Here is a 12,623-nt window from a genome sequence, read left to right on the forward strand (position 1 = left end):
GTGACCAAATCAATTTTCTGTTTTCATTGTAAGGCAGGCAATTGGATCAACTGCCTTAGGAGTGTGCGTCGTCCGCTGGATCGTCCGTTGCAAGATCAACAACCAGCGGGAAGGAAAGCGTAACCGTTGCCCCCGCTTCAACACCGTCAGACAGTATCAGTTCTCCACCATGATCTTCCATGATTTTCTTGACGATCGCCAATCCAAGTCCTGTTCCCTTGGCACGGGTCGTTACATACGGTTCGGTTAGACGTTCACGATGTTCAACCGGAAGCCCACGGCCATTATCGGAAACCGCAACAAACACACGTTTTGTTTCATCTGATTGCGTGATTGATACTTCGATCCGCCCCGGTGGCAGATCACCGGCATCGCCATCGCGACCATCAATTGCCTCAGCCGCGTTCTTCAGCGTATTTGTCAGGCATTGGTTCACCTGTCGTGAATCACATGAGATTTTCAGATCGCTAAACGCATTCGAATCAAAGTCATACGTAATCTTTGTATGCGCCTGTTTTTGAAGGAAAATAGCACTCTTAACAAGATCGGTTATTTTCTCTGAACGCATTTTGGGCGTTGGCATCCGAGCGAAACTGGAAAACTCGTCAACCATACGACCGATATCAGACACCTGACGAATGATCGTGTCGGTACAGGTTTGGAACACTTCCTTGTCGTCGCCGATCTGCTTGAGGTAACGCCGCTTAAGCCTTTCAGCCGAAAGCTGGATCGGGGTAAGCGGGTTTTTGATCTCATGGGCGATACGGCGTGCAACATCGGCCCAGGCAGCCATCCGCTGGGCAGTTTGCAACTCAGTGACATCATCGAATGTGACGACGTAACCGAAAACAGCACCATCGTCCGCCCATTCTGCGGTAACACGTGCCAGAAGAGTCAAATTGACGCCATTTCGGCGAATTTCGATCTGGCGCGGCTTGCTGCGATCCCCATCACGGGTCAGATCGCCAAACAACGGCTCAAACTCGGGGATAACAGTGCTTAGCTTCTGACCGAGATAATCTTCGAGGTCCACGCCCAGCAAATCGGATGCACTGCGGTTCGGCAGCTCGATATTGCTTTCAGGGTCTAGGCCAATCACACCCGCAGTCACCCCGCCAAGGATCGCTTCGGTAAAGCGTCGTCGTTCATCATTTAGCCGGTTTGCAGCGACCAACTCATTGCGTTGCGTATCAAGCTGTGCGGTCATTCGGTTAAAGGCACGCGACAACGCTTCCAGTTCGTCACCCTGCCCGTCCAGCGGTACACGGTACGTCAGATCACCATCGCGCACGCGCTCAGCAGCAATGATCAACTGGGACACCGGCTGCACCAATCGCGTCGCAACCATAAGACCAAGGGTCACTGCAGCCAGCAACAACACAACCGAAATCAACACAAAGATCATCACAAAGGTGATGACAATCCCTGATCGTTCACCTTCGAGACTTTCATAGGCATCAACAGCGCGACGTGCCTTGTCAATGCGGTCCAGAACGTTGGGATCAACAAACCGGCCGACCAGCAAATATGCATCAACGAAACTTGGGATTTTTGCCAACGCCCGGATCCGGTTATCAGACGACCCGATCATCAGGACTACATCCTTGATCCGTGCGTCGTCAAAAACTTCCGGCGGGATATTCTTTAGTTCAAAATCATTCGAAAAACTGTAATCCGACTGGGCAATAATCTGCCCGGAACCATCAATCATCAAGACTTCCGGCAACCCACGCGCCAGCGCCTGATCTGTTAGAATGTCGGAAATTCGATCCGCATTGGTCGAGAAATTCACGCCAAACCGTTGAAGATCGTTGGTCGTCGCCAGGACGTCTGCACGGATCAATTCCTGATGCTCTTTAAGGTACGCATCAGCAATCACCATGCTTTCTTCGACCGCCGTTCTGATCCGATCACTGAACCAGCCCTGAATCCCGAAATGCAGGAACAGGGCTGAAAAGACAGCCACCACAATCGCCGGCGTCACCGCCACCAACGAAAACATCAAAACCATACGGGTGTGAAGCTTTGCGCCCGCGACACCACGCCGACGTTCGACCCAAATCTGCACCAGTTTCCGGGCCACCAGTGTTGCTAGCAGCAACACCAACACCAAATCGGCATTCAACAGCAACAGGATCAGGCGCGGGTCCGGCTGGAATGGCGCCGTCCCCGTCATCGCAAGGTAGGTTGCCGTTACCGATATGAGTGCCGCTGCGACCAAGCCAAACGCAAACCTGCGCGATTGGCCCAACCGCCCCAGAAACCGTACAAAGCCCGACCGTAAAAACCGGTTGGAGATTGAACGGTCGGTATTATTCATTTCGTGCCTCTGACGACTTCTAGCCCAAGATCACGAATTTTCTTACGCAGGGTATTTCGGTTCAACCCAAGCACTTCTGCCGCCTTGACCTGATTTCCCCGGGTCGCTTCAAGAGTGATATTCAAAAGCGGACGTTCCATTTCGCGCAAGATGCGATCGTACAACCCGGCAGACGGCAAGTCTTCATCATGGGCGTCAAAGTACTCACGCACATGACGTTCGATCGATTCCGACAGCGACTGTGGTTCGGTACTTGGTGCTGCATCATTGAGGCTGTTCTCGGAAAACTCGGTCTCGATCACATCAACGCCGATCACGTCGTGCGAATAAAGAGCGGTAAGACGGCGAACCATATTTTCAAGTTCGCGAATGTTACCCGGCCAGCGATGCGCCTTAAGCCGTGCCATCGCGTCTGATGACAGGGTTTTACGCGGTAGTCCCTCTTCGCTGGCTTGCATCAGGAAATGATTAACCAGTTCCGGGATGTCTTCCAGACGTTCGCGCAACGACGGCAAACGGATAGGTACAACGTTCAGGCGATAGAACAAATCTTCGCGGAAGGTCCCTTCGCGGATCAATTTGCGCAAATCACGGTGGGTTGCCGCAACAATGCGCACATTAACCCGGATCGGTGTGCGACCACCCACACGGGTATATTCACCTTCCTGCAAAACGCGCAAAAGTCGGGTCTGGGCTTCAAGCGGCATGTCACCGATTTCATCAAGGAACAGTGTTCCACCCTCGGCCTGTTCAAACCGACCAACCTTGCGTTCGTTGGCACCGGTAAAGGCGCCCTTTTCGTGCCCAAACAACTCGCTTTCGATCAATTCGCGCGGAATTGCCGCCATGTTAATCGCAACAAACGGTCCATGACGGCGTCCGCCGTATTCATGCAGGGCACGTGCAACAAGTTCTTTACCCGTCCCGCTTTCGCCAGTCACCATCACAGTTAGGTCGGTATTCATCAAGCGCGCCAGCGCACGATAAATTTCCTGCATTGCAGCCGAACGGCCGATCAACGGCAGTCGGTCATCGCCTTCTTCATCTGTGGCGGCACGTTTTTCGTCTTGCTGCGGCGTTTCGAGTGCCCGATCAACAATACTTATCAACTCATTGAGATCAAATGGTTTTGGAAGGTATTCAAACGCACCACGCTGGGCGGCTTTAACCGCAGTCATAAGCGTGTTTTGTGCGCTCATAACAATCACGCGCAGATCCGGGCGCAGCTTGCGAATACGCGGAACCATATCCAGCCCGTTTTCGTCAGGCATCATCACATCCGTGATCACCAGATCGCCATCCCCGTCGGCAATCCAGTCCCAAAGTGTGCGGCCATGTCCTGTACTGCGGACTTCGTGCCCCTGACGGGACAACGCCTGTGTCAGTACGGTACGGATCGCACGATCATCATCGGCTACAAGAATTCTTGCCGGGCGCGTGGTCATACGGTTTCACCCCTGTTCTTCATTGTTTCCCCCTCGTCGACATCTTCGGCCAGCGCGCGGTTATATATCGGCAGCATGATCTGGAATTCAGCGCCGCCCCCCGGCACATCCTTGACCTCAATCACGCCACCATGGTCATTAATAATTTTCGCCACCAGTGCAAGGCCAAGTCCCGTACCAGTTGGTTTTGTTGTCACAAATGGGTCAAACAGGCTTTCGCGCATATCTGGCGAAATACCTGGACCATTGTCGCGGACCGACACGACAAGCGGCAAATGCACCCGCGCATCCGCACCCGCAACCGCAAGACGGACACCGTGTTGATAGCGCGTAGAAATGATGATCGTACCATCGTCGGCATCGACCGCCTCACCAGCATTTTTCAAAAGATTGAGAAACACCTGAATAAGCTGATCGCGGTTGCCGAACACCGGCGGCAAGGATGGATCATATACCTCTTCGAAGACCAGATGTTTGCCAAAACCATTTTCAGCCAGGCGACGCACGTGCTCAAGAACCGTATGAATATTCACAGCCCCACGTTCGAGCGGCTTGTCAGAGAAAATCTCCATCCGATCGACAAGATCGACGATCCGGTCGGCTTCATCGCAAATCAGACGTGTCAAAACCCGGTCATCCTCATTGCTTGTCTGTTCAAGCAGTTGTGCTGCACCACGAATACCCGAAAGCGGGTTTTTGATTTCATGGGCAAGGATGGCGGCCATGGCACTGACAGAGCGGGCAGAATTTCGGCTCAGCAGCTGATTGTCAATTTTTTGCGCGATAGAGCGTGGTTCAAATGTCAGAACAGCACAGTCACTTTCATCTGGCATCGAACCGACGGTGAGATTGACTGTGTGTTTACCGATTTTCGGACTTTCGATCATCAGGTTGTGGTCTGCAACCAAAGTTGCGCCATCAATTGCCTGCCTGATCAAAGAAAAAACCGGGCTATCACCGGGGATATAGTCCGTCAGATTGGTGCGGCACAGCACACTTGCACTGGTGTTAAACAGTTGTTCCGTCGCCTGGTTGACAAAGCGGATATTGCCATCCCGATTGGCAACGACGACGGCACTCGCAATGGCGTTCAGTACGCCAGTCGGGTCAACCCCGTTGCCTTTTCCAAATCCCAGTCTCATTCAATTCTTCCCCAACGATTTTCATCGTCATTTTATTGTTATAATACGATCAGGCTGCTTGCCGATCGAGTTTGATTTCGTTTTCCGCCAGCGGCTCGTAAAAAGCGCGAATTTGATCTTTCACCTTATCTGGATCATCCAAGATATTGACAACGCGCCGAAATTCCGTCGCGTTGCGCAGGCTATTGCAATACCAAGCCAGATGTTTGCGCGCGATACGGACACCCTGACGACCATGATGGGCAATCATCGCGTCATAGTGACGCAGGATGGTTTCAAGCTGGACTGCCAGTGATGGTGCCGCCAGTTTCTCGCCGGTTTTCAAATAATGTGAAACTTGTTCAAGGAACCAAGGCCGCCCCTGCGCACCGCGCCCAATCATGACACCATCCGCACCGGAACGTTTCAAAAGTTCAGCAGCGTCTTCTTCGCTGTTAACGTCCCCATTGCCGATCACGGGAATGGAAACCGCATCCTTGACCAGCGAGATAGCATCCCAATCCGCGTCACCTTTGTAAAACTGGCACCGAGTACGACCATGAATGGTTAGCATCGCAATGCCGAGGTCTTCGGCAATTTTGGCAAGAGCCGGTGCATTCCGGCAATCATCGTCCCAGCCCAACCGCATTTTAAGCGTCACTGGAACAGACACCGCATCCACGGTGGCCTTGATGATATCAGCTGCAAGGCATTCATCGCGCATCAAGGCCGAACCCGCGTATCCCTTGGTCACTTTCTTTGCCGGGCAGCCCATGTTGATATCAATGATCATTGCACCGCGTGCCTCATTCATCTTGGCGGCTTGCGCCATTTCTTCGGGCTCTGTCCCGGCCAGTTGAACGGAAAGCGGGCTTTCGGCTGCACAATCTCCATGCATCTTGCGCACTTCCTTATCGTGGCGCTGAATGCGAATCATGGCGTCTGACGCAATCATTTCAGACACAACAAGGTGACCGCCAAATTGGCGGACCTGCTGTCGAAATGGAAGGTCAGTCACACCTGACATGGGTGCCAGAATGACATTCTCTGGCACGTGTACAGAACCAATCTGCAATGACATGAAGGAATTCCGATTGCCTAAAACTTGGGCAGATTAATAAAACTGGCCCCCGGTTGCAACAACTCTAAGCGTATCATCTGAAATAACGTTGTGCGAAAGCACGTAAACGATCAGGAATATACTGAAAACAGGGGATGTTTTAGGGAGTGTCGACTTAAGGCGAAGACATATCGCACCGCACACTGATCAGCAATTACGCACTGATCAGCCGACGATATAACCAGTAACAAACCGAACGCCCGGAAATGCCAGCGTCAGCAGCAACCATGCCCCAAGAACAAAGCGCACAGCCATTCGACCGCGCAAGGTAGACTTTTCATGAATAAAGATAAGCGTGCATATCGTGGCAAAACCCAGAAGGGTCAAAAGCATTTTATGGTCAATCGACCAAATGGGGCTGCCTTCGACATAACGAAGCGCAAAGCCCGATACAATGCCAATCACCAACACCCATGCCGACCATTTCAAAAAGCCAACCAACATGTATTCACTATCGCGAAGCGGTGGCAAGCGACGGCTCCATCGTGTCGGCTTTCGATGTTTGAGAGCATGTTCCTGCACAACATAGGCCATTGCCGCAATCGCTGCCAAGGTCACAAGGGCATAGGTCACAAGCGAACTACCGATATGCGCCCACAGCCAGCCAGAATATAAAGCCGGACCGTGAACGGTTGCCGGCTCATGTCGATACAACAACACACTGAAAACAGCCGCCAACACCGCAAACAGCAACAAATACCCGCCGATATAGCCCGCCAGTCGCCAAACCTGTTGCGGCCCCTTGCAAATCACCAATCCGCCGAATATCACAATAACTGTAAGCTCGGACCAGTGCAGGGCTGCGGCAAATCCGCGTGACTGCACTTCTTCACCGGTCACGCCAAGCAAAACCATTGTCCCGATCGCGGCCAGAAAAATCGATCCATACAGCCATATGTCGCGACGCGGCTCCTGACGCAAAATCTGCGCGGTCAGCGGTAACAACGCCAAGATATGAATGTATGCAGCCAGCATAGGAAGGTCCGTTGATCCGTTTGTCTTGATCGAAAGATCTCGATAGGCAAAATGCCGACTTGGCAAATTCTCCGCATAAAGATAGCCTGCGGCGCAATTCAGACAAGCGACGGCATAATATTTATGACCCAAAAAATCGGGGTTGTCATCGTTGCTGCGGGCAGCGGTAGCAGATTTGGTGACCCATTACCAAAACAATATCACCAACTTGGCGGCAAAAGCCTGCTGGCTCATTGCGTTGATTGCTTTGTCGGTCATACATCCGCAGACCTTATTCAAATCGTCTATAATCCAATCCATCAGGATTGGTACGAGGATGCGATGTCCGAAGTTGCCTGCAAGGCCGATATCCCAATGCCGGTTAACGGTGGCCAAACCCGCCAGCAATCCGTTTTAAATGGTTTGCGGGCACTGGCGGGAAAATCGCCTGATGTTGTTTTGATCCATGATGCCGCCCGGCCGGGAATTTCCGATGCGGTTATTTCGCGCGTTCTTCATGCCCTTGAAACCCATGCCGGGGCCATACCCACCCTGCCCGTCGCGGACACGATCAAGCAAACAGATGAAAACAATATCATTTTGCGCACCATTTCGCGCGATAGCCTTCATCGCGCCCAAACCCCGCAAGGGTTTATCTTCAAGACCATTTTGGATGCCCATTCGCAGTTCGAGGGTCAAGAACAGACCGACGACGCGTCCCTTCTAGAACAACTTGGTCTGGACGTAGTCTGCGTCGAAGGTGCAGCAGAGAATGACAAGATCACCCAGCGCGATGATTTTGGCCGGGCACAAAACTGGATCAGCCCCACTAAGATGAACAAAATGAAAGATACGGCAATGCCACAGGAAGAATACCGTGCGGGAACCGGCTTTGACGTACATCGGTTTGCACCGGGCGACCATTGTATCCTGTGTGGCATTAAAGTGCCGCATACGGCCCGCCTTGAGGGGCATTCCGATGCCGATGTCGGACTGCATACCTTAACCGATGCAATCCTTGGTGCGATTGGAGCAGGTGATATTGGCCAGCATTTCCCTCCCAGCGATATGAAATGGAAAGGTGCGGCATCTGATATCTTTCTTAAGCATGCCGCAGACCTTGTCCGTCAACGCGGCGGCAGGATTGTGAATGTCGATCTGACGTTGATTTGCGAACGGCCTAAAATCGGACCACATACAAGCGCGATGCGCCAGAAAGTCGCAGAAATACTTGCGATTGATATCGACCGGGTCAATGTCAAAGCCACCACCACCGAAAAACTTGGCTTTACCGGTCGCGAAGAAGGCATCGCAGCACAGGCTGCAGCCAGTATCGCACTCCCGATCACATAATCATCCGGATCCGCACCCAGCACCTTTCGCTGAAAAACGAAGGGCCAGGATTTATATCCTGCCCCTTTGTCTATTTTTATGCCCGGTCGATCAGGAAGCCGCTGGGCCGCCCTCTTCTTCTGGTAACTGATACTTCATCAGCACCGGCACTTGCGCCATGCCAAACACCATGGTGAGCGGCATGATGCCCCAAACCTTGAACGCAACCCATGTGTCGGTTGAAAAGTTGCGCCAGACCACTTCGTTGATCACCGCAAGAACAACGAAAAAGATCGCCCAGCGCCACGTCAGAATACGCCAACCTTCATCGGTTGCCTTGAACGCACTTTCCAAAACCAGCTTGAGAAAAAGCTTTCCGGCCATCAGGCCGCCAAACAGGATTGCCGCAAACAACAGGTTCACAATCGTCGGTTTGATTTTGATAAACAGATCGTCATCAAGATAAAGGGTCAATCCACCAAACACGATAACGAAAGCACCACCAATAAGCGGCATAATCGGGATGGTGCGCGCGATGATGTAAGATACGCTCAGGGCGACAACCGTAGCGGCAACGAACACAGCCGTTGCCGTCATCAGATTGGTTGTCGCATTGGCGGCAAAGAATAAAATCAAAGGCCCCATTTCAAGGGACATTTTGGTAAGCTGGTTCATTAAAACACGTCACCTAATGGATTAAATTTGCGCCATCCTAGGGGGCAAATCGCTGCGATGCAATCACATCAACCGTGATCTTGATCCCATCTGCTTTTGCAACCAGTTGACATAGTCGTGGTTCCCCCGGCCAAGCGGTATTTCAAGAATACAAGGCACCTCATACGGGTGATTGTCTTCGATCCATTTTGCCAGAGCAGATGCGGTTGATTTTGCAGTCTTAAGGATCACAATAAGTTCGCTTTCCTCTTCGACATCCCCATCCCATTCGTAAATAGCCGTCATTTGGGGCAACACGTTTGCGCATGCGGCCAATTTTTCACCAATGGCACCGCCCGCAATCACACGCGCCATGTCCATATTCGGAACGGTGACATACAAAAATGACATTTCGCTTGGCTGAAAGTGATCTGCTGTCATTGCGATTGCTCCAAAGTTGATTATCCGCCACACTGATGGCATCCAATGTTGAATATATCACTGATACCATAACGGTGCAGGGAGTACCGATGACGGGTAAAAAACATTCGAAACCAACCGATGTTCAGCTTGAATGGCTACGTCGGGGCCTGAGCCAGCCGGGCGGAAAACTGCCACTGTTTGACAAAAATGGCAAACAGATCAGCGACAAGACAGTCCAAAGCTGCATTGATCATGGCTGGGCGGCACCTTGGTTCGACAACCCGATCAAGCCCGATTGGCTGATCTGCAAACTGACCGACGAAGGTCGCCGTGTTTCTACGACTAATGCATAGGCGTGGCCCTTTGGCATAGGGCATAGGGCATAGGGCATTTTAGAATGCGCAGGACGGTCTGCTTGCTGGCAAGTCGTTGCGCAAAACCTGTGATCTGACGATCCTGCTCACGTGCGACGAAGCATATAAACTGATCCGTATGACAGGTCACCGGGTATCAAGGACATCTCCTTGTCACCAACGAAGGTGAAGTGTCATGCGATCCATCCTCACAATAGTATCTGTCTGTGTTGCACTAACGCTCGGACGAATACCTGCCAATGCGCAATCATCCCCAGAAGACCCATGGGAAATATTGGCCGAACCGGGCGTTCATGCCTTGATGCGCCATGCAATTGCGCCGGGAACCGGTGATCCCGCCCAATTTAAATTGGGCGATTGCAGCACCCAGCGTAATCTTGATGACACCGGAAAAAGTCAGGCACGCACTACAGGGACACTTATCCGCGCGCAGGGCATTGCGATTGATATCGTGCTGAGCAGTCAGTGGTGTCGGTGCCTTGAAACCGCAGCACTGCTTGATCTGGGGGCCGTTCAGGAAGAACCAGCACTTAATTCGTTTTTCTCAGACCGTGGCATGCAAAACAGCCAAACCAATCAGACGATTGAACGCCTTGGCAGTCTTCCGACCGGCATGAAGGCCTTAATGGTTACCCATCAGGTGAATATCACAGCTCTGACCGGGATTTACCCACAGTCTGGCGAAATCATTCTGATCCGTGTCACGGATAATGGTGACATAACAACTGTCGGCCGCCTGATGCCTGACGCATCACAAGGCACCTGATGTGGGATTTATCTGTAAGGGGAAATAAATTGGTCGGAGCGAGAGGATTCGAACCTCCGACCCCCTGCACCCCATGCAGGTGCGCTACCAGGCTGCGCCACGCTCCGACCGTATGTTTGCGCTCTTTAGCGCGGCTCGATAAATAGCCGCGCGGCGCCAAAGACGCAAATGGTTTTTATGGATTTTTTTTGATGTCTTGCAAGCTGGCATGAAGGATGTCCTGCAGTTCCTGTAATTCACCAAGAACGCCCTCAACCGCAGCTTTATTCAAGCCGGTATTGCTTGAAGCACTGGATGCAAAACCAGCAACAGCACCCTGATCAACATCACTGGCATTTACCGTGATTTCACCGGGAAGTTTGCCCTTGTTCTGATCAAGCAGCTTCTGGACACCTTTGATGGTGAAACCCTGATCATGCAACAGCGTACGAATACTGGCGAGGAACTCGATATCCTCCGGACGATAGTAGCGACGCCCGCCAGCCCGTTTCATTGGCTGGATTTGAGGAAACTTGGATTCCCAAAACCGCAGCACATGCTGTTGAAGACCAAGTTCTTTTGCTGCCTCGCTAATTGTGCGAAAGGCAGAATCAGACTTTGCTGTCCGGCGGGATGGTCCCGCCGCAGCCCCCAAGTTCGTTTTCATGACTTCTTTTCTTAAGTGTTAATGCGGGCTTTCAGCACCTGCGACGGTCGGAACACAAGAACCTTCCGCGGCAAGATGGGCACTTCGTCACCCGTTTTAGGATTCCGTCCGATACGCTGGCCTTTTTGACGTACAGAGAAGCTTCCAAACGAGGAAATCTTTACCACTTCGTCTTTGATCAGCGCGGTCGAAATTTCATCAAGAACAGTTTCAAGTAGCTGGGCGGACTCGTTCCGCGACAGACCTACTTCCTGGTAAACGGCTTCAGCGAGATCCGCACGGGTAATCGTTGTTTCCGACATAACAGGCCGCCTCCTTATTTCGGGACTATATACACAAGGCTATATCTGGTGGCGAAATCAGTCAATATCAACAGGATACACTGCTTTATGGCGGAATGTTGTGATTTTTAAGAAAATGATGTTCTTTTCTGCCCAACAGCAAAGATAACTGCCGTCATTTTACCAGCGAACGAGCGACGCACCCCAGGTAAAACCACCACCCATCGCCTCAAGAATAACGATATCGCCGCGTTTAATGCGTCCATCATGCACGGCTTCTGCCAATGCCAAAGGAATTGACGCAGCCGATGTATTGGCGTGACGATCAACAGTCACCACAACCTTGTCTGGCGAAATTCCGAATTTCTTGGCCGTACTGTCAAGGATGCGACGGTTCGCCTGATGGGGAACCAGCCAGTCAATGTCAGCGGCCTCAAGCCCGGTATCAGCAAGAACTTCACGAATCACACCGGCCAGATTGGTTACGGCATGACGGAAGACTTCTTTGCCTTCCATCCGCAGATGTCCGACGGTCTGGGTCGCAGATGGGCCACCGTCAACATAAAGAAGTTCATACTTACTGCCGTCTGAATGCAAACGGCTGGCGTGGATGCCCTGATCTTCGAGCGTTCCGGTACCTTCAAATCCCTGAACGACAACAGCCCCTGCCCCGTCACCAAACAACACACAGGTCCGGCGGTCTTCCCAGTCAAGGATACGCGAGAATGTTTCAGCACCAATCACAAGGGCTGTTTTGGCCTGACCATTGCGGATATACATATCAGCCGTCGTCAAACTATAGATGAAGCCAGAACATACCGCCTGAACGTCAAAGGCAAAGCCGGTCACACCAAGACGGTGCTGAACCTTAGTCGCGGTCGCCGGGAATGTATTATCAGGTGTGGCGGTCGCAACAATAATCAGATCAATATCAGCAGCCGTAACACCGGCATGTTCCATCGCCTTTTTAGCCGCCTCAACCGCCAGGACACTGGTGGTCTGGTCGTCGGCTGCAATGTGACGTTGACGAATACCTGTGCGCGCAACAATCCATTCATCGGATGTATCGACGCGCTTTGCCAACTCGTCATTGGTTACGACATTTGCAGGAAGGTAGGAGCCGCAACCAATAATGCGAGAACGAACTGTCATGATGTGAAGACCGCCAGTTTTCTAATATTTTGTTG

The 12,623-nt window shown here is 52.0% G+C and carries 13 protein-coding genes and 1 tRNA gene; 3 read left to right on the plus strand and 11 right to left on the minus strand.

What is annotated here, in order from left to right:
- Positions 1–55 precede the first annotated feature (55 nt).
- The 5 genes from K355_RS23875 to K355_RS0111325 all read right to left on the minus strand — a co-directional run bounded on the left by K355_RS23875 (position 56) and on the right by K355_RS0111325 (position 6,981).
- Positions 56–2,320 carry a sensor histidine kinase NtrY-like gene (locus K355_RS23875; RefSeq protein ID WP_022732254.1) on the minus strand — a complete coding sequence of 755 codons (2,265 nt, stop codon included), beginning with the start codon at positions 2,318–2,320 and terminating at the stop codon, positions 56–58.
- A complete protein-coding gene (gene ntrC, locus K355_RS0111310; protein ID WP_022732255.1) occupies positions 2,317–3,765 on the minus strand; it encodes a nitrogen regulation protein NR(I) in 1,449 nt (482 codons plus the stop codon). The genes K355_RS23875 and ntrC overlap by 4 nt, the downstream gene beginning before the upstream one ends.
- Positions 3,762–4,907: a two-component system sensor histidine kinase NtrB gene (locus K355_RS0111315; protein ID WP_022732256.1), complete on the minus strand. Its 1,146-nt coding sequence runs from the start codon at positions 4,905–4,907 to the stop codon at positions 3,762–3,764. The genes ntrC and K355_RS0111315 overlap by 4 nt, the downstream gene beginning before the upstream one ends.
- A 49-nt stretch (positions 4,908–4,956) precedes the next feature.
- A complete protein-coding gene (dusB, locus tag K355_RS0111320; protein WP_022732257.1) occupies positions 4,957–5,967 on the minus strand; it encodes a tRNA dihydrouridine synthase DusB in 1,011 nt (336 codons plus the stop codon).
- 204 nt (positions 5,968–6,171) lie between these two features.
- On the minus strand, positions 6,172–6,981 hold the full coding sequence (locus tag K355_RS0111325; protein ID WP_022732258.1) for a cytochrome C assembly family protein: 810 nt from the start codon (positions 6,979–6,981) through the stop codon (positions 6,172–6,174).
- A 123-nt stretch (positions 6,982–7,104) separates the two neighbouring features.
- Between K355_RS0111325 and K355_RS0111330 the strand changes: the two genes are divergently transcribed.
- A complete protein-coding gene (locus tag K355_RS0111330; protein WP_022732259.1) occupies positions 7,105–8,313 on the plus strand; it encodes a bifunctional 2-C-methyl-D-erythritol 4-phosphate cytidylyltransferase/2-C-methyl-D-erythritol 2,4-cyclodiphosphate synthase in 1,209 nt (402 codons plus the stop codon).
- A gap of 90 nt (positions 8,314–8,403) precedes the next feature.
- On the opposite strand, the gene K355_RS0111335 is transcribed toward K355_RS0111330, so the two are convergent.
- The gene (locus tag K355_RS0111335) at positions 8,404–8,967 is read right to left on the minus strand and encodes a septation protein A (RefSeq protein WP_022732260.1); all 564 of its coding nucleotides are present in this window, start codon (positions 8,965–8,967) and stop codon (positions 8,404–8,406) included.
- 63 nt (positions 8,968–9,030) lie between these two features.
- The gene (gene cutA, locus K355_RS0111340) at positions 9,031–9,387 is read right to left on the minus strand and encodes a divalent-cation tolerance protein CutA (RefSeq protein WP_022732261.1); all 357 of its coding nucleotides are present in this window, start codon (positions 9,385–9,387) and stop codon (positions 9,031–9,033) included.
- A gap of 89 nt (positions 9,388–9,476) precedes the next feature.
- On the opposite strand from cutA, the gene K355_RS0111345 reads away from it, so the two are divergent.
- Positions 9,477–9,722 (plus strand): hypothetical protein, encoded by a 246-nt coding sequence (locus tag K355_RS0111345; RefSeq protein ID WP_022732262.1) that lies wholly within the window; start codon positions 9,477–9,479, stop codon positions 9,720–9,722.
- Between the two features lie 196 nt (positions 9,723–9,918).
- Positions 9,919–10,509, plus strand: a complete 591-nt coding sequence (locus K355_RS0111350; RefSeq protein ID WP_028791540.1) for a histidine phosphatase family protein — start codon at positions 9,919–9,921, stop codon at positions 10,507–10,509.
- A gap of 30 nt (positions 10,510–10,539) precedes the next feature.
- Here K355_RS0111350 and K355_RS0111355 read toward each other — a convergent pair.
- The 4 genes from K355_RS0111355 to K355_RS0111370 form a co-directional block, all read right to left on the minus strand.
- Positions 10,540–10,616 (minus strand) — tRNA-Pro (locus K355_RS0111355).
- A 68-nt stretch (positions 10,617–10,684) separates the two neighbouring features.
- Positions 10,685–11,155: a MerR family transcriptional regulator gene (locus K355_RS0111360; RefSeq protein WP_022732264.1), complete on the minus strand. Its 471-nt coding sequence runs from the start codon at positions 11,153–11,155 to the stop codon at positions 10,685–10,687.
- 11 nt (positions 11,156–11,166) lie between these two features.
- On the minus strand, positions 11,167–11,457 hold the full coding sequence (locus K355_RS0111365; protein WP_022732265.1) for an integration host factor subunit alpha: 291 nt from the start codon (positions 11,455–11,457) through the stop codon (positions 11,167–11,169).
- A 159-nt stretch (positions 11,458–11,616) separates the two neighbouring features.
- The gene (locus tag K355_RS0111370; RefSeq protein WP_022732266.1) at positions 11,617–12,588 is read right to left on the minus strand and encodes a beta-ketoacyl-ACP synthase III; all 972 of its coding nucleotides are present in this window, start codon (positions 12,586–12,588) and stop codon (positions 11,617–11,619) included.
- Positions 12,589–12,623 lie beyond the last annotated feature (35 nt).

This window comes from Thalassospira lucentensis MCCC 1A00383 = DSM 14000 (genome assembly GCF_000421265.1).
Lineage (GTDB): Bacteria > Pseudomonadota > Alphaproteobacteria > Rhodospirillales > Thalassospiraceae > Thalassospira > Thalassospira lucentensis.